The organism is Chromohalobacter sp. 11-W (assembly GCF_029889905.1).
Classification (GTDB): domain Bacteria; phylum Pseudomonadota; class Gammaproteobacteria; order Pseudomonadales; family Halomonadaceae; genus Chromohalobacter.
In genome coordinates this window covers 69,882-87,069 of record NZ_JARANZ010000007.1, presented here as the reverse complement: position 1 = coordinate 87,069, position 17,188 = coordinate 69,882, and the positions used below count along the sequence as shown (strand labels likewise).

The following is a 17,188-nucleotide window of genomic DNA, read 5'->3' as shown; positions in this document are numbered from 1 at the left end:
TGTCATGGAGTCCCAAGATGACAACAACAATTTCTCGAGAACAATGGGGTAGCCGCTTTGGCTACCTGATGGCCGTCGTCGGCGCCATGGTCGGCGCCGGCAATATCTGGCGCATGCCCTACGTGACGGGCGAGAACGGTGGGGGCGCCTTCCTGATTGCTTATTTCCTGCTGCTTTATCTGATCGCGGTACCCGGCCTAATGGGCGAGACGAGTCTTGGGCGCTATACCCGGCAGGGATTGATTGGCACCTTCCGCAAGGTCTATGGCGACAATCGACTCGTCGGCCTGGGGCTGGTGATCCTGATCTTCAACATCGTGCTGATGTCCTACTACTCGTCGATCGTCGGCTGGTCGATCTACTATGCCTTTCATGCCGTGCTCGGCACCTTCACCCAGACCGGTTTTGACACTGCTGCCCTGTGGCGAAACTTTAGCGGCAACACGGCCCTGAACGTCGGTATGCATACTGTCGCTATGCTGATGGTCACCGGCATTCTACTGTTCGGTATCAAGGGGGGTATCGAACGTCTGGCCAAGTGGATGATGCCGATTCTGACCATTGCCTTGATCGCTATCGCCATTCGAGGGGTGACGCTGCCGGGGGCCATGGCTGGCCTGGAGTTCGCCTTCTCGCCCAACTGGGAGTACCTGGCACGGGGCGAAACCTGGCTGGCGGCGCTGGGGCAGGCGTTGTTCTCCACTGGCCTCGGTTGGGGGATCGCCCTGACCTACGGCAGCTACCTCGGCCGTAATGACGATATCCCGCTGGGTGGCGGCATCTTTACGGCGATCGGCAATACTAGTTTTGGCCTGCTTGCCATCTTTGCCGTCTTTCCCATCGTCTTCGCCTTCGGCATTTCGCCCAGCTCCGGCGCCGAACTGGCCTTCGTGGCACTGGCTAACGCCTTTGGGAGTATGGCGGGCGGTTACTTCTGGGCCCTGTTGTTCTTTATGGGCTTTTTCTTCGCCAACTTGACCACTGCTATTGCCATTACCGAGGTTGGCGTCACCACTTATCGAGAGGAGCGCAATACCAGCCGTACCAAGTCCGTGCTGACTATCTGCGGGGTTATCTGGCTACTTGGCATCCCGAGCGCCATGAACGCCAATATCTTGGGCTATCTGGATTTCGTGGTCGGCAACTGGGGCCTACCGCTAGCAACGTTCATCGTCATGATCGCCATCGGCTGGAAGTTCGATGCTCACCGACTGAGGGTCGTAAGCCTTAATCGGGGCGCCGATCTTTACGTGCCGCGTGTCTGGGAACTCGTCATTCGCTACCAAATCCCTGCCATCATGCTTGGCATCATGGCCTACTTCCTCTATAGCAACCTCGGGCAGACACCCTGGAAGACGATCAGCGGTCTGGTAATACTCACTCTGATGATTCCGCTATGCATGTGGATCATGAGTCGTCGCCATGACACGCCTTATGTCGCCAAGCCCAAAGGAGGTCAGTCATCATGAGCATGTCCGCCATTATTGTCATGATCGCTTCTATTATCGCCTTGTGGGGTGTGGCCAGCTACGCCCTGATCGTTTCGATTCGACACGAGGAGCACAAGCTGGCTCTGATTCGCTCACAGGGCGATTTTGAACCCTACTCGCCGCGTGCCTTTCGGGATCTTGAGCGCTGGCTGACGCAGCATCCCGAGAGCGAACACGCTCCAGAAATCCGGGAGTGGCAACAGTCGCAGCGACAGTCCATGAAGCGTAACCCGCAACGCTTCTACGATTGGTCGCACGCCGACGACATTAGGGAGGCGCCATGAAATCGGCTTGTATCTGGACCACCATCTCCCCCGAACGACAACGAGACTACCCACGTTTGGAAGGCAATGTCGCTGCCGATGTCGCTGTCATTGGCGGCGGCATCACCGGGCTCAGTACCGCTCTGCATCTTGCCGAAACCGGCGTTTCGGTGACGCTTCTGGAGGCGGGAGATATTCCTAGCGGTGGTTCCGGGCGCAGTGTCGGCTTGGTCAATGCAGGGATGTGGATACCACCGGACGATATTCTTGAGGCCTTGGGCCCGGAAAACGGCGAACGTGCCAACGAAGTTCTCGGTCGTGCTCCCGCTGACGTCTTCACACTCATCGACCGGCACGGTATCGACTGCCAGGATACTCGGACCGGCACCTTGCATCTCGCACACAATAGTAAGGGAGCCGAGGACCTGGCTCGCCGCTACGAACAGTTCTCGCGTTGCGGTGCTCCGGTCGAGCTACTCGAGGGAGAGGCGTGTCAACGGCGCACCGGCACCCCCCGAATCCGCCGTGCCCTGCTCGACCGGCGGGCCGGCACGCTGAATCCGGCCGCCTATACTCGGGGGCTCGCTCGAGCGGCTCATGATGCAGGCGCCAACCTGCACACTCACAGCTCCGCCGAGGGCATTGAGCGCGAAGGCGACAACTGGCGCGTCGACACCCCGCAAGGCAGCGTTCGGGCACCGCGTCTGGTGATCGCAACCAATGCCTACACTGAAGATCATTGGAACCAAGTGCGCGAGCACTTCTTCCGTGGACATTTTTACCAGGTTGCTTCCCCGCCGCTCTCCGACGAGCTCGCCGGTGACATCCTGCCTGAACGCCAGGGAGCCTGGGATACCCGCACGGTGCTCAGCAGCCTGAGACGCGATGCCGAGGGACGCTTGATTCTTGGCAGTCTGGGCTGCGGTGACAGCAAGCCGGCGTCTTTCTTGCGCTGCTGGGCCGATCGGGTGCAGCGCCATTACTTTCCGCAACTGGGACGGGTGGACTGGGAGTGCACCTGGACGGGCCAGGTCGGTTTCACTCCGGATCACACTCTGCGCCTCTTCGAGCCGGCGCCGGGCATTTTGGGCGTGGCGGGTTATAACGGCCGTGGTATCACGACTGGCACGGTGGTAGGAAAGGGCTTTGCTCATTACTTGAACACTGGTGATGATAGCTTACTGCCATTACCGATCTGTTCCCATCAACCGATACGCGCCAAGCCATTGTGGAGCACCGGTTACGAAGGAGGCTTCACGCTATACCATGCAGGGCAGTGTTTACGCGTATTGATATGAAAAGCATCTATCACAGCAGTTTTTACGTCAGCTATCCCTCCCTTTAATGGGAGTGTGAGGGGATTGGTCTCATTGGGCATAGGGACTGTTGACGTTTTATATGGTAGCTGTCGGGCCTGAGTTATTGACTCCCCGCTTGGTAAATAGCGCTGGCCGTTTGGCCCTTCATTCTTTCGCCGCTGCAATCGTGCAGTGTCTTCTGTGCGATATGGCGATTGCAGCAACCGCAGGAGAGTAAGATGCGTACAGTCTCCGCGCAGGAGGTCAGCGACGCCTTGGCATGGCCGGCGTTGATCGAGCGCCTGGAAGCGTGTTTCGACGGCAGTATCGAAACGCCGTTGCGCCACCATCACGCTATCCCGCGCGACGCGGGGGAGGCGACCTTGCTGTTGATGCCGGCGTGGCAACAGGCGGGCTATATCGGCACGAAAATGGTGAATGTCTTTCCTCACAATGCCGAGCGAGGCTTGCCGGCGATCTCGGGTGTCTACCTGCTGTGCGATGGGGAGACCGGCCATCCCTTGGCCTGTATCGAAGGCAGCGAGTTGACCCGCCGCCGTACCGCCGCCGCCTCGGCGGTCGCCAGTCGTTATCTGTCTCGCGAGGATGCCGAGACGCTGGTGATGGTCGGCACCGGCAAGCTGGCGCCCATGCTGATCGAAGCGCATGCCGCCGTGCGTCCTATCTCACGCGTCAAGATCTGGGGGCGCCACCCGGAGAAGGCGCAACATCTCGCCGAGGCCTACGCGGAGCGCTTCGACTGTGAGGCGGTCTCCTCGCTCAGCGAGGCGGTTGCCTCGGCCGACATCGTCAGTTGCGCGACGCTGAGCAACGAACCGCTGATTCGCGGCGAGTGGCTACGCCCGGGGACGCACCTTGACCTGGTGGGGGCGTTTCGCCCGACCATGCGTGAAAGCGACGGCGCATGCCTGAGCCGCGCGGAGGTGTTCGTCGATACGTATGAGGGCGCCAAAGGTGAAGCCGGTGATATTCACCAAGCCATTGAAGAAGGCGATTTCCAATTCGACGCTATTCGTGGCGAGTTGCGTGAATTGATCAGTGGTGCCTCGCCGGGGCGCAGTAGCCCTCAAGCGGTGACGTTGTTCAAGTCGGTCGGTGCGTCGCTCGAGGATCTCGCGGCGGCCATCGAAGTGTGGGAGAAGCTGGAATCATGACGTCGGCATCACGCACGGGTTTTTACTGGCATGAGCGTTGTTTCTGGTATGCCCGCAGGCTGTCGAGGGCTTTCCTCAGTATCGGGGGCAGGGACGGTATTCGGCCCCAGCGGTCCCGATACGCTTGAAAAGCGCTGGCAGCGGTCGCTGGGGGTAGGTGATTGATGTCCCTCGCGATACCGCGGCCAGCGCGTGCCGAGGCTACTGCGAGGGCGGTTCGACGTGGCCGCCAAAGCCGAAGCGCATCGCCGAGAGCAGCCGGTTGGCGTAGGTGCTGTCCTTGCGCGAGTTGAAACGCGCGAACAGCGCGTTGGCAAGCACCGGGGCGGAGACGCCTTGCTCGACGGCGGCGTCGATGGTCCAGCGGCCTTCGCCGCTGTCGGCGACGGCGCCGGAGTAATGATCGAGCTTGGGGTCGCCGGTCAGCGCCTGGGCGGTGAGGTCGAGCAGCCAGGATGAGACCACGCTGCCGCGGCGCCAGACTTCGGCCACGTCGGCGAGGTTAAGGTCGAAACGTTCGTCTTCCGGCAGTTCCGGCGATGACTTGCTCTGCATCAGCTCGAAACCTTCGGCGTAGGCTTGCATGAGGCCGTACTCGATTCCGTTGTGGACCATCTTCACGTAGTGGCCGGCACCGACCGGACCGGCATGGATATAGCCACGCTCGGCGCTGTCATGGGGCGCGTTGCGGCCATGCGTGCGCTCCAAGTTGCCGTGACCGGGCGCCAGGGTATCGAACAGTGGATCGAGATGAGCGAAGATCTCGTGTTCGGCACCGACCATCATGCAATAGCCACGCTCCAATCCCCAGACGCCGCCCGAGGTGCCCACGTCCACGTAATGGATGCCCGTGAGCGCCAGCGCCTTGGCGCGGCGGATGTCGTCCTTGTAGAAGGTGTTACCGCCGTCGATGATGATGTCGCCGGCGTCCATCCGCTCGGCCAAGGCATTGACCGTCTCCTCGGTGGGGTCGCCGGCAGGCAGCATGACCCATACCACGCGCGGTGTCTCCAGTTGATCCACCAGCGTCGCCAGGGAGTCCGCCGGGGTGGCACCGTCCTCGATCAACGCCGAGGCGATGGATTGATCGCGGTCATGGGCGACGACGTCGTGGCCGCCGCGCATCAAGCGTCGGGCGATATTGCCGCCCATGCGGCCGAGTCCGATGATACCGAGTTGCATGTTCGTACCTTTCGCGATGTCGGGTAGGGAGTGGGAACGGCGGCAAGCCTACCGATACCGAGTGCATGACGCAAAGCGGGCCATGTCGCATGACACGGCCCACTCGAAACCTTGCATGTGACGTGTCAATCCCAGCTCAGCGCGCCGCCGACCTGGTATTCCGTGACGCGCGTCTCGAAGAAGTTCTTCTCCTTGCGCAGGTCGATGATCTCGCTCATCCACGGGAAGGGATTGTCGGCGCCGGGATACTGCTCCTTCAGACCGATCTGCGCCAGGCGGCGGTTACAGATGAAGTGCAGGTACTCCTCCATGATCGCGGCGTTCATGCCCAGCACGCCGCGCGGCATGGAATCGCGCGCATAGGCGATTTCCAGCTCGGTGCCCTCGATGATCATCTGAGTGACTTCGTCCTGGAATTCTGCCGTCCACAGGTGCGGATTCTCGATCTTGATCTGGTTGATCATGTCGACGCCGAAGTTCAGGTGCATCGACTCATCGCGGAGGATGTACTGGAACTGCTCGGCGACGCCGGTCATCTTGTTGCGCCGGCCCATGGAGAGGATCTGGCTGAAGCCGCAATAGAAGAAGATGCCTTCCGTCACGCAGTAGAAGGCGATCAGATTGCGCAACAGCTCCTGATCGGTTTCCGGCGTGCCGGTGTGGAAGTCCGGGCGCGCCAGCGACTGGGTGTGCTTGAGGCTCCACGCCGACTTGGCGGCGACCGAGGGCACCTCGCGATACATGTTGAAGACCTCGCCTTCGTCCATGCCCAGCGATTCCACGCAGTACTGGTAAGCGTGGGTGTGAATCGCTTCTTCGAAAGCCTGGCGCAGCAGGTACTGGCGGCATTCGGGATTGGTGATCAGGCGATACAGCGCCAGCACCAGATTGTTGGCGACCAGCGAGTCGGCGGTCGAGAAATAGCCCAGGCTGCGCTCGACGATGCGACGCTCGTCCTCGGTCAGGCCGTCATTGCTTTTCCACAGCGCAATGTCGGCGTTCATGTTCACTTCCTGGGGCATCCAATGATTGGCACTGCCGTCCAGGTACTTCTGCCACGCCCACTCATACTTGAAGGGCACCAACTGGTTGAGGTCGGCGCGGGCGTTGATCATCTTCTTGTCGTCGACCTCGATACGCGCCGCACCCATTTCCAGCTCTTCCAGGCCGGCGGCGACATCGAGCTCGTCTAGAGACTTGCGGGCGCGCGCTAGCCGGTCTTCATCGGCCACCTGGTAGCGTGACGCGCTTTCGCGCACCTGCTCGGGTTCCGGGGCCGCAGGTTGCGCTGTCGGCTTAGCGGCCGGCGCGGGCTTTTGAGGCTCGGCGGCGGCACTCTCGTCATCAACCGTGTCTTCGTGAAAATCGTCCCAGTTCAACATGTTCTTCTCTCTTGTCCGTTGACGAATGGCGTCGGCTTGGGATGTGGGAGCGAATTCATTCGCGAACAAGTTCGCTCCCACAGGCGGCTGAGGCCACGTCGAATAAAAGTGGTCAGCGTCTACTGGCAAGCCTCGCAGCCGAGCTCGTCGATATCGCCCGCCGAGGGCGCGCGCGAGCCGCTGCCGCTCTTGCCGCTCAGGAAGTCGTCGATGCCGCGTGCTTCGCCGGAGGCGCCACTGGCCGCTGGGCTGGGTGCGCCGCTGGCGGCGGGTTGAGTCGACGCCGCCGCACTGCTATCGGCGTTGCCCACGGCATTGAGATTGCCACGATCGACGGTGGATTTTTCCACCGAGGTGGCGCCTAGCGCGCGCAGGTAATAGGTGGTCTTGAGGCCACGGAACCAGGCCATGCGATAGGTGACATCGAGCTTCTTGCCCGAGACGCCGGCGATGTAGAGGTTCAGCGACTGCGCCTGATCGATCCACTTCTGGCGCCGTGCGGCGGCTTCGACCAACCACTTGGGCTCGACCTCGAAGGCACTGGCATAGCGGGCCTTGAGGTCGTCCGGCACGCGGTCGATGGGCTGCACGCTACCGTCGTAGTACTTGAGATCGTTGATCATGACCTCGTCCCACAGGCCGCGTTCCTTGAGATCGTTGACCATGTAGGCGTTGACCACGGTGAACTCGCCGGAGAGGTTCGATTTGACGAACAGGTTCTGGTAGGTCGGCTCGATGGACTGCGTCACGCCACAGATGTTGGAGATCGTCGCGGTCGGCGCGATCGCCATGACGTTGGAGTTGCGCATTCCTTGGCTGGTGACCTTGTCGCGCAGACGCGTCCAATCTTGCGTGGTGGAGGTGTCCACCTCGATATAGTCGGCGCCGCGTTCCTCGGCCAGGTTCGCGATGGAGTCGATGGGCAGCACGCCCTTGCTCCATAGCGAGCCTTCGAAGCTTTGGTAGCGTCCGCGCTCGGCGGCCAGGTCACTGGAGGCTTCGATGGCGTGATAGCTGATCAGCTCCATCGAGGTGTCGGAGAATGCAACGGCTTCCTGGGAGGCGTAGGCGATCCCACGCTTGTAGAGCGCGTCTTGAAAGCCCATCAAGCCGAGCCCCACCGGGCGGTGCTTGAAGTTGGAATTCTTGGCCTGCGGCACGGCGTAGTAGTTGATGTCGATGACGTTATCGAGCATGCGCACGGCCGTCTTGACGGTCTTCTTCAGCTTGTCGCCATCGAGCTCGCCGTCGACGATGTGCTGCGCCAGGTTGATCGAGCCCAGGTTGCACACGGCGATTTCGTCCGCCGAGGTATTGAGGGTGATCTCCGTGCACAGGTTGGAGCTATGCACCACGCCGGCATGGTTCTGCGGGCTGCGCAGGTTGCACGGGTCCTTGAAGGTGATCCACGGATGGCCGGTTTCGAACAGCATGGACAGCATCTTGCGCCACAAGTCCTTGGCCTTGACGCGCTTGAACAGTTTGAGCTGTCCGTTGCGGGTCATTTCCTCGTACTCGGCGTAGCGCTTTTCGAAGGCGGCGCCGTACAGGTCGTGCAGATCGGGGCAGGTGGACGGCGAGAACAGCGTCCATTCTTCGTCGTCGAAGACCCGCTTCATGAACAGGTCCGGCACCCAGTTGGCGGTGTTCATGTCATGGGTACGGCGGCGGTCGTCACCGGTATTCTTGCGCAGTTCGAGAAATTCCTCGACGTCGAGATGCCAGGTCTCGAGATAGGCGCAGACCGCGCCCTTGCGCTTGCCACCCTGATTGACGGCCACGGCAGTGTCGTTGACCACCTTGAGGAACGGCACCACGCCTTGCGACTTGCCGTTGGTGCCCTTGATGTAGGAGCCCAGTGCACGCACCGGGGTCCAATCGTTGCCTAATCCGCCGGCCCACTTTGAGAGCATGGCGTTGTCGCGTATCGCCCCGTAGATGCCATCGAGCTGATCGGGCACGGTAGTGAGATAACACGAAGAAAGCTGGCTCTTGACGGTGCCAGCGTTGAATAGCGTCGGCGTGGAGCCCATGTAGTCGAAGCTCGAGAGTAACTCGTAGAATTCGATGGCGCGCGCTTCGCGATCGTCTTCGTTGAGCGCCAGGCCCATGGCGACACGCATGAACATGACCTGCGGGAGTTCGTAGCGGATGTCGTCGTGGTGCAGAAAGTAGCGGTCGTAAAGCGTCTGCAGGCCGAGGTAGGTGAACTGGGCGTCGCGGGTGTGATCCAACGCCGCACCGAGGCGCTCGAGATCGAACTCGGCAAGCTGCGGGTCGAGTTGGTCGAACGCGATGCCCTTGGCGATGTAGGCCTTGAAGGCCGGCGCATAGAGGTCGGCCATCTCCTGGTAAGTCGCTTCGTCGGCGATATCCAGGAAGGAGAGTGCCTCGCGACGCAGGTTGTCCTGCAAGAGTCGCGCGGTGGCGTAGGTATAGTTGGGCTCTTTTTCGACCAAGGTGCGCGCGGTCATCGTCAGCGCTTGCGACACGCCATCGATGGAAACGCCGTCATAGAGATTCTTCAGCGACGCGTCGACGATCTTCTGTGGCTCGACGTTGGTGAGCCCTTCGCAGGCGTCAAACACCAGCGTCTCGACCCGGCCCAGGTCCAGCGGACGCACGGTGCCGTCGGCCTGCGTGACGTTGAGGCTGGGGTGGGGCTTGGCGATATCGCCGTTCTGGGGCTGACGGGCGCGAGCATGTTCCTCGCGGTACAGCACATAGGCGCGGGCGACTTTCTGCTCGCCGGCGCGCATCAGAGCCAGCTCGACTTGGTCCTGAATGTCTTCGATGTGCAGGGTGCCGCCATCGGGCATGCGACGCAGGAAGGTATCGACGATGTTCTGGGTCGCCTCGTGAACGAAGTCACGGATGCGTGACGATGCTGCGGCATTATCGCCTTCGGTGGCGATGAATGCCTTGGTGATCGCCACCGAGATCTTGCTGCCATCAAAGGCTGCAACATCACCGCCTCGCTTGATGACACGCAGTCGCTGCGGCGCGGTGATGTCTACTGACGCCTTGTCAGGGGAAGAAAGAGTGGTATCCATGACGCCTTCCTGTCGTTACGGGTCCAAGGGAAAAGGTGCCGCCGGTCATGTCGCATCGCGAGAAGTCGAGCTTTATGGCGACGATGGCCGAATTAGCCGTCTTGTCTCGGCATTTTCGTGCCGGAAGAGGCCCATTCGGGACGAGCACGCTAAATACTGTGATCCCTATATATGGGGTGGGTCTTGATGATGAGCACAAGATAGAGCTGTTTCTCAGGGGTCGCAAGTGGATAAGCTGTGGATAGTCTGTGTCTCTCTTGGGGGTTGTTCTTGCGCTCCGTCAAGATATCTATAACTCGCTGCTACGCGACGATTTTTCAATCAGCGTGGCGATCTCTATGATGCTCGACAGCTACTCGAGAGTGAATTCGGGTATCATCGCTTGCTTTCCGCTATGGTAGGGAGTGGCGGCATGCACCCCTTTGTCGCACCGCTTATTCAGGCGGAGTCTCTTTGGATAGCGCGAAGAATACAAAATAAAGACGAACGGAACTCGCACGACAAGGCCGAAGGTAGGCAGGGCTTCATGGCACTAATGTAAAGGGATGGATGACAGCTTGGACAGCAGCAGACATCACGATCACGTCCTGATCATAGAGGACGACGAGCGGCTGGCGCATCTGACGCGGGAGTACCTCGAGGCGAATGAGTTCCAGGTCGATCTGGAATACGACGGCGCACGTGCCGTGGAGCGTATTCTCGACGAGCAGCCGGATATGGTCATTCTCGACCTCATGTTGCCCGGCGAGGATGGTCTTTCCATTTGCCGTCGTGTGCGTGCTCAGTATGCCGGCCCCATTCTCATGCTGACCGCGCGTACCGACGACATGGACCAGGTGCTGGGGCTCGAAATGGGCGCCGACGACTATGTGCCCAAGCCGGTGCAGCCGCGCGTGCTGCTGGCGCGCATGCGCGCCCTGCTGCGCCGTGCCGATGCTCTGGACGCCGCTAGCGGTGCCACCCGGCTGAACTTCGGCGATCTGCTCATCGATAGCGCCACCCGCGAGGCCTGGCTCAACGACGAGCGCATCGACTTGACCAGCGCCGAGTTCGACCTATTGTGGCTGTTGGCTGGCAATGCCGGCCGCGTACTGACCCGCGAGGAAATCTTTTCGCAGCTGCGGGGCATCAAGTATGACGGACAGGATCGCTCGATCGATGTACGGGTCTCGCGTATTCGGCCCAAGATCGGCGACGACCCCAACCAACCGCACCGAATCAAGACCGTGCGCAGTAAAGGGTATCTGTTCGTCAAGGATAGCTAACGTTGATGCGGCGAACCCTGTCGGACAGCACCTTCCTGCGCGTTTACGCCTTGTTGTTGCTGGCGTTGGTGCTGACATTCGGACTCGCATTACTGGGGTACCTGGTGGTCGATCAGGTGCGTCAGGAGAATTACCGCGAGCGTTTGGCCAGCGGCCCGATGCAGGTGCTCGCGCATCTGGCCGCCGAGCAGCCGGTCGACGAGCGCGATGAATGGCTGGCGTCGATGTCGTCGACGCTGGGTGTTCCCATGACGTTGCACCCCATCGATGACGTAGCGCTGAGTTACTTCGACCGCTCGCGGCTCAATGAAGGGCGGCCGCTGGTCGAGCGTCATGACGCGGCATGGTCGGTGCTAAGGCGTCTGCCGGATGCGCCTTGGCTGCTGGAAGTGCGTGTTGGTGGGCTCAAGGAGATGCAGTTACGCGGCGCGACCGAGGCTCTGCGAACCTGGCTCAGCGGCGTTTCGGAAGATGAGCGCGCCGAGCGTCTGGCGCGCCTTCAGCGTGTCTTCAAGATCCCGCTGGAGGTCTCACCGACGCCACCCTCGGGGGTCGATCCTATCCAGCAATCGCGTCTCGAGGGCGGTGAAGTCGTCGTGCGCCTCGAGCCGGGGCTCGGCGTGTTGTATGTGCACGCACGGTTGGGAGCGGATCGCTGGCTCGATATCGGCCCCATCCCGTCCTTCGAACCGATGCCTATCTCGTTGGCGCTGGTCCTGCTGGGCATCATGTTGCTGGTATTGGCGGGCACCATCTACTTCGTGGTGCGCGGTGTGGAAGGGCGCGTGGAGCGCTTGGAGCGTGCCGCCACGCGCATCGCCGGGGGCCATCTGGATACCCGCGTCAAGGTCGAAAGCAACGACTTTCTCGGGCGGCTGGGGATGGCCTTCAACGGCATGGCGGCCCAGGTGCAATCGTTGTTGCGTACGCAGCAGGAAATGATCCGCGCCGTCTCCCATGAATTGCGCACTCCGGTGGCACGTATTCGTTTCGCGGTGCAGATGGTCGAAGACATGACCGAAGAACCCGTGGTGCGGCGTCAGTTGCAGGACATCGACGGGGATATCGAGGAACTCGATCAACTCGTCGATGAGATCCTGACCTACGCCCGCCTGGGCAGTGACAGCGCCCAGGGCATCCAGCTCGCCACCGAGACCACCGATTGTCGCGCCATGGCCCATCGCGTGGTCGATACCCTGGCGCCGCTGCACGCGCATTTGCGCTTGGAAGTCTTGGCAGGCGAGGACGTCGATGTCGAGGCTGATCCGCGTTATCTGCAGCGCGCGCTTGCCAATCTCGTGGCCAATGCCTGCCGCCATGCGGAAGGGCATATCCATGTGAGCGTGACGCGGGAAGCGCGGGCCGTGCGGCTGGATGTCGAAGACGACGGCGCGGGGGTGCCCGAAGCCGACCGCCTGTTGATCTTCAAACCCTTCGCGCGTCTCGACGACAGTCGCACGCGGCGCTCCGGCGGTTATGGCCTGGGGCTCTCCATCGTACAGAAAATCATGGCCTGGCATGGCGGCAGCGTCGTGGTCGAACGCAGCCAACGCCTCGGCGGGGCGCGCTTCAGCCTGTTGCTGCCGACGTCGGATATGCTTCAGGGCGAGCCGCGCCATCCGTGGGGGCGCCGCCTAGGCGATGTTTGAGCGCTATCGCACTCGGTAGACGTGTGCATGCCGCCAGCGATGGCGTGCAAGCGTGGCGACGAGACGTGGCTACGCCGGCTTGATCCCCTCGAGTACCGAGAAGGAGGTCTCGCGCGCGGTGCGCAGGAAGTCCTCCATCCACGGCTCGTCACGGCTCTCCTCGCGAATCGCCGCGAACAGCGTGCTCCATACTCCCTGCTCGCCGAGATGCAGGGCGCGCACATAACCGCGCTCCAGATACTCCGTGAGCGCCCAATTGGGCAGCGCGCAGACCCCCCGACCGCTGGCCACCAACTGCATCATCATGATCGTCAGCTCGGCGGTGCGCACCTCGGCCGGTGTGAAGCCCGCGGGCGTCAGGAACTGGGTGAAGACGTCGAGGCGCGTGTGCTCCACCGGGTAGGTGATCAGTGTCTCGTCGGCCAGTTGTTCCGGCGTGACCCAGTCGCGGCGTGCCAGGGCATGCTGCTTGCCCACCGCGAGTAGCCCTTCGTAGCGGAACAAGGGTTCGTAATGAATCCCGGCTAGCGGCTGGGGGTCGGCAGTGATCACCAAATCCAGCGATTCCCGCGCCAGTGACGGCAAGGCATCGAAACTGTAGCCGCTGGGGATATCGACCTCGACCTCCGGCCAGTGATCGCGGAAATGATCGATGGTCGGCATCAACCATTGAAAGCAGCTATGGCACTCGATGGCCATGTGCAAACGCCCTTGTTCATGGCCGGCCAGGCGTGCCAGGTCGCGTTCCGCCATGCGGATCTGCGGCAGGATCTGTTCGGCCAGCGCGAGCAGACGCTCGCCCGCCCGCGTGAAGGTGACCGGACGTGTCTTGCGCTGGAACAGGGGCGTGTCCAGGCGCTCCTCGAGATCTTTGATCTGATGCGAGAGCGCCGATTGGGTGAGATGCACGCGTTCGGCGGCCTCGACGAGCGAGCCGGCGTCACGTAATGCGATCAAGGTGCGGAGATGGCGAAGCTCGAGCATGGTGTATGAGAGCCGTTCATTTTGATGATTAATTAATTTAGTTTGATTCACGCGCTGCCGCCAGCGAGACTGCCCGCCAGCACATCACGGCGCTGCCGTGACCACGAAGTCACTTATTCTAGCCGCATACCGCAAGGGGAAACACGATGGCGCTGGCACACGTTCTGGGTTATCCACGCATTGGCGCGAACCGTGAGTTGAAAAAGGCCGTCGAGGCTTACTGGAAAGGCGATATCGATCAGGCCGCGCTCGAAGAGAGCGGCAAGGCGCTGCGAGCCGCGCATTGGAAAGCCAGCCGCGATGCGGGGCTCGATCTCGTCACCGTGGGCGACTTCGCCTTCTACGATCAGGTGCTCAACGTCAGTGCGCTGCTGGGTGCGGTGCCGCCGCGTTTCGGTGCCGTCGAAGGCGAGGTCGATCTGGATACCACGTTCCGCATGGCGCGTGGCCGAGCGCCCACCGGCGAGCCAGCGGCGGCTTGTGAGATGACCAAGTATTTCGACACCAACTACCACTACCTGGTCCCCGAGCTGCATACCGATCAACGCTTCCGGGTGGCCTCCACGCGGTTGTTCGACGAGGTTGCCGAGGCCCAGGCCGAAGGGCACCCGGTCAAGGTAGCGTTGCTGGGCCCCATCAGTTGGTTGTGGCTGGCCAAGGAAAAAAGCGCAGGGCTCGACCGTCTGACCCTGCTCGATGCGCTGTTGCCGGTGTATGGCGAGATCCTCGAGCGTTTGGCGGCGCAGGGCGTCGAATGGGTACAGCTCGACGAGCCGGCCCTGGTGCAGGACTTGCCGCGCGACTGGCGCCAGGCCTTCGAGGCCGCCTACAACAAGTTGCAGTCCGCGCGGGTCAAGCTTCTGGTGGCGACCTATTTCGGCGCCCTGGGCGACAACCTGGGCCTGGCCGCCGGATTGCCGGTCGCCGGGCTGCATATCGATACGGTCCGCGCGCCCGAACAGCTCGATGCGGTGCTCGACCGTCTTCCCACCTATAAAGTGCTGTCCATCGGCGCCATCGACGGGCGCAACATCTGGCGCGCTGATCTGGCGGCGCTGCGCGAGCGCCTGCAAGTGGCCCGCGCGCGCCTCGGCGAGCGTCTGTGGATCTCGGCCTCCTGCTCGCTGCTGCACGTGCCGGTGGACCTCGACGCGGAAACCGATCTCGACGCCGAGCTCAAGAATTGGCTGGCCTTCGCCCGCCAGAAGCTCGATGAAATCGTCACCGTGACGCACTTGCTCGATGGCCGTGCGACCCCGGACGACACTGCTCGTCTGGAGGCCGCCACGCAAGCGCTGGAGGCACGCCGCAACTCCCCACGCATTCACAAACCCGCCGTGGGCGAGCGCCTGGCGGGTACTTCCGCCGCCGACGCCGAACGCCCGAGCCCTTACGGTGCACGTGCCAAGGCTCAGCTTCGTCACCTCGACCTGCCGCTGTTTCCGACCACCACGATCGGTTCGTTCCCGCAGACGCAGGACATCCGCGCTGCGCGCCGCGCCTTCAAGAATGGTGAATTAGGTCGGGATGCCTATGAGGCCCGCATGCGCGAGGAGATCGTTCACGCCGTCGAGCGCCAGGACGCCTTGGATATCGACGTGCCGGTCCACGGCGAGCCCGAGCGTAACGACATGGTCGAATACTTCGGCGAACTGCTGGATGGCTTTGCCTTCACGCGCTTCGGCTGGGTGCAGAGTTACGGTTCACGTTGCGTGAAGCCGCCGGTGATCTTCGGTGATGTGAGCCGCCCCGGCCCGATGACGGTGCGCTGGAGCGAGTACGCGCAATCGCTCACCGACAAGCCCATGAAGGGCATGCTCACCGGGCCGGTGACGATTCTGCAGTGGTCCTTCGTGCGCGACGACCAGCCACGCGATGCCACCTGCCGTCAGATTGCCTTGTCCCTGCGTGACGAAGTCGCCGATCTCGAAGCGGCGGGTATCAAGATCATCCAGATCGACGAGCCGGCACTGCGCGAAGGTCTGCCGCTGCGGCAGGGCGAATGGCAGCGCTACCTCGACTGGGCGGTAGAAAGCTTCAAGTTGAGCGCGGCCGTCGCCCGTGACGAGACGCAGATCCACACGCATATGTGCTATTCGGAGTTCAACGACATCATCGCCGCCATCGCTGCGCTGGATGCCGACGTGATCACCATCGAGACGTCGCGTTCGGACATGGAGCTGCTCGACGCCTTCCAGGACTTCGCCTATCCCAACGAGATCGGCCCGGGCGTGTACGACATCCACTCGCCCAACATTCCCGAGGTGGAGTGGATGGTGCAGTTGATGGAAAAAGCCGCCGAGAAGATTCCCGCCGAGCGGCTTTGGGTCAATCCGGATTGCGGGCTGAAAACGCGCGGTTGGGCGGAAGTCGAGCCGGCATTGGCCAACATGGTCGATGCGGCCAAGACGTTGCGTCGCCGTCACGGTTAAGCTTGCCGCGTTGACGCCATGAACGCGCCGCCGAGCCATCGCTCGGCGGCGCGTTTCTCATGCCCCCAGCGTTTCTCATGGCATCAGGACTGGTATGCTATCGGCCTTCTTTGATTGATCGATATTGCATGCAATATGCCCCGCTGATGTGGGGCGGGTCCTGACCAGCAAGGAGAAGCTGAATGTTCCCTAGAATGTCTCGGCGTGTGCGGCACGTCTTGTCGGGTGTGGTATGCGCTGTCGTGTTGGGCGGTTGCGCGAGTGCCGAGAAGCCGCCACAGGTGAGCGACGCCTCGGGAGGCGATTTCAACCCGCCGCCGCGTCTCGATAAGCCGGACGAGAACGACGACGCCCCCAAGTCGCCGCTGTTGCCGAGCGCCTTCTTTGCCGATGGTGCGCAGGCATTCGTGTCCTGGCGTTGCACACCGGCACAGGACCTCATTTCGGCCTCGCCCGGGGATAACCTGCGGTTGTGGTCGGCGCAGGGGTACTACGGGCTCGAGCGTAGCGTGGTTGCAGATGGCAAGCGTTACCGGAAAGGCACCCTGACGTTCGCCCAGCAGGGTGACGAGGCGCACGTCGAAAGCGATAACGGCCAGCTCGCCTGTCAGCAAGATGCTCGACGCGATGCGATCACGCGCGCCGACGCCCCGGATGCGATCTTCAAGGGGCAGGGCAATGAGCCTGGATGGACGCTCGAACTCGATCGCGAGGCGCCGCAGCTCACGCTGGTCACGCAATACGGTGAGCAAAAGCGTACGTTGAATTATCGGGTCACGCGGCTCGACAACGGCCACCAGGCTGGAATGACGCTCGAGGCTGGCGACGCTGACGCACCGGTGACCGTCGAGCTCAAGGCGCGGGCTTGTTTCGACAGCATGAGCGGCAAGCCGTATCCCGTCCGGGTACGTGTCGAGGAGGCGGGGCGCACCTGGGTTGGCTGCGGGCAGGGCATCGAGCGAACACGTTGATTGCATGCAATTCCGTGAGCCATGGGCGACGAATAAGCCGCTAG

Annotated in this window: 12 protein-coding genes; 8 read left to right on the top strand and 4 right to left on the bottom strand. The window is 62.0% G+C overall.

Translation table 11 applies throughout. From position 1 onward, the window contains the following. Positions 1–17: 17 nt before the first annotated feature. The 4 genes from OP494_RS11280 to OP494_RS11265 all read left to right on the top strand — a co-directional run bounded on the left by OP494_RS11280 (position 18) and on the right by OP494_RS11265 (position 4,226). Positions 18–1,469 carry a sodium-dependent transporter gene (locus tag OP494_RS11280; protein WP_280540847.1) on the top strand — a complete coding sequence of 484 codons (1,452 nt, stop codon included), beginning with the start codon at positions 18–20 and terminating at the stop codon, positions 1,467–1,469. Beyond that, the gene (locus OP494_RS11275; protein ID WP_280540846.1) at positions 1,466–1,774 is read left to right on the top strand and encodes a hypothetical protein; all 309 of its coding nucleotides are present in this window, start codon (positions 1,466–1,468) and stop codon (positions 1,772–1,774) included. Before OP494_RS11280 ends, OP494_RS11275 begins: the two co-directional genes overlap by 4 nt. Next, entirely contained in the window at positions 1,771–3,051 is a 1,281-nt protein-coding gene (locus OP494_RS11270) for an FAD-binding oxidoreductase (RefSeq protein WP_280540845.1), read from the top strand. The genes OP494_RS11275 and OP494_RS11270 overlap by 4 nt, the downstream gene beginning before the upstream one ends. A 239-nt stretch (positions 3,052–3,290) precedes the next feature. Continuing rightward, positions 3,291–4,226 (top strand): ornithine cyclodeaminase family protein, encoded by a 936-nt coding sequence (locus tag OP494_RS11265; protein ID WP_280540844.1) that lies wholly within the window; start codon positions 3,291–3,293, stop codon positions 4,224–4,226. 201 nt (positions 4,227–4,427) lie between these two features. Here OP494_RS11265 and gnd read toward each other — a convergent pair whose 3' ends face one another. The 3 genes from gnd to OP494_RS11250 form a co-directional block, all read right to left on the bottom strand. Further along, on the bottom strand, positions 4,428–5,408 hold the full coding sequence (gene gnd / locus OP494_RS11260; protein WP_280540843.1) for a phosphogluconate dehydrogenase (NAD(+)-dependent, decarboxylating): 981 nt from the start codon (positions 5,406–5,408) through the stop codon (positions 4,428–4,430). Positions 5,409–5,533: 125 nt separating this feature from the next. Next, entirely contained in the window at positions 5,534–6,790 is a 1,257-nt protein-coding gene (locus OP494_RS11255) for a ribonucleotide-diphosphate reductase subunit beta (RefSeq protein WP_097023530.1), read from the bottom strand. A 119-nt stretch (positions 6,791–6,909) separates the two neighbouring features. Beyond that, positions 6,910–9,843, bottom strand: a complete 2,934-nt coding sequence (locus tag OP494_RS11250) for a ribonucleoside-diphosphate reductase subunit alpha (protein WP_280540841.1) — start codon at positions 9,841–9,843, stop codon at positions 6,910–6,912. Positions 9,844–10,388: 545 nt separating this feature from the next. Here OP494_RS11250 and OP494_RS11245 point away from each other — a divergent pair. After that, on the top strand, positions 10,389–11,108 hold the full coding sequence (locus OP494_RS11245; protein ID WP_280540840.1) for a response regulator: 720 nt from the start codon (positions 10,389–10,391) through the stop codon (positions 11,106–11,108). A 5-nt stretch (positions 11,109–11,113) separates the two neighbouring features. Then, positions 11,114–12,757 carry an ATP-binding protein gene (locus tag OP494_RS11240; protein ID WP_280540839.1) on the top strand — a complete coding sequence of 548 codons (1,644 nt, stop codon included), beginning with the start codon at positions 11,114–11,116 and terminating at the stop codon, positions 12,755–12,757. Between the two features lie 69 nt (positions 12,758–12,826). On the opposite strand, the gene OP494_RS11235 is transcribed toward OP494_RS11240, so the two are convergent. Then, positions 12,827–13,741 (bottom strand): LysR family transcriptional regulator, encoded by a 915-nt coding sequence (locus tag OP494_RS11235; protein ID WP_280540838.1) that lies wholly within the window; start codon positions 13,739–13,741, stop codon positions 12,827–12,829. Positions 13,742–13,887: 146 nt separating this feature from the next. Here OP494_RS11235 and metE point away from each other — a divergent pair, with 146 nt between their 5' ends. Together metE and OP494_RS11225 are read left to right on the top strand one after the other, a co-directional pair. Continuing rightward, entirely contained in the window at positions 13,888–16,173 is a 2,286-nt protein-coding gene (gene metE / locus OP494_RS11230; RefSeq protein ID WP_280540837.1) for a 5-methyltetrahydropteroyltriglutamate--homocysteine S-methyltransferase, read from the top strand. A 182-nt stretch (positions 16,174–16,355) separates the two neighbouring features. Continuing rightward, positions 16,356–17,144 (top strand): C-type lysozyme, inhibitor, encoded by a 789-nt coding sequence (locus OP494_RS11225; RefSeq protein WP_280540836.1) that lies wholly within the window; start codon positions 16,356–16,358, stop codon positions 17,142–17,144. Positions 17,145–17,188 lie beyond the last annotated feature (44 nt).

Excerpts from the sequence above, each read along its gene's own strand:
- OP494_RS11280 (WP_280540847.1), top strand. The coding sequence starts at position 18 with ATGACAACAACAATTTCTCGAGAACAATGGGGTAGCCGCTTTGGCTAC.
- OP494_RS11275 (WP_280540846.1), top strand. The coding sequence starts at position 1,466 with ATGAGCATGTCCGCCATTATTGTCATGATCGCTTCTATTATCGCCTTG.
- OP494_RS11270 (WP_280540845.1), top strand. The coding sequence starts at position 1,771 with ATGAAATCGGCTTGTATCTGGACCACCATCTCCCCCGAACGACAACGA.
- OP494_RS11265 (WP_280540844.1), top strand. The coding sequence starts at position 3,291 with ATGCGTACAGTCTCCGCGCAGGAGGTCAGCGACGCCTTGGCATGGCCG.
- gnd (WP_280540843.1), bottom strand. The coding sequence starts at position 5,408 with ATGCAACTCGGTATCATCGGACTCGGCCGCATGGGCGGCAATATCGCC.
- OP494_RS11255 (WP_097023530.1), bottom strand. The coding sequence starts at position 6,790 with ATGTTGAACTGGGACGATTTTCACGAAGACACGGTTGATGACGAGAGT.
- OP494_RS11250 (WP_280540841.1), bottom strand. The coding sequence starts at position 9,843 with ATGGATACCACTCTTTCTTCCCCTGACAAGGCGTCAGTAGACATCACC.
- OP494_RS11245 (WP_280540840.1), top strand. The coding sequence starts at position 10,389 with ATGGATGACAGCTTGGACAGCAGCAGACATCACGATCACGTCCTGATC.
- OP494_RS11240 (WP_280540839.1), top strand. The coding sequence starts at position 11,114 with ATGCGGCGAACCCTGTCGGACAGCACCTTCCTGCGCGTTTACGCCTTG.
- OP494_RS11235 (WP_280540838.1), bottom strand. The coding sequence starts at position 13,741 with ATGCTCGAGCTTCGCCATCTCCGCACCTTGATCGCATTACGTGACGCC.
- metE (WP_280540837.1), top strand. The coding sequence starts at position 13,888 with ATGGCGCTGGCACACGTTCTGGGTTATCCACGCATTGGCGCGAACCGT.
- OP494_RS11225 (WP_280540836.1), top strand. The coding sequence starts at position 16,356 with ATGTTCCCTAGAATGTCTCGGCGTGTGCGGCACGTCTTGTCGGGTGTG.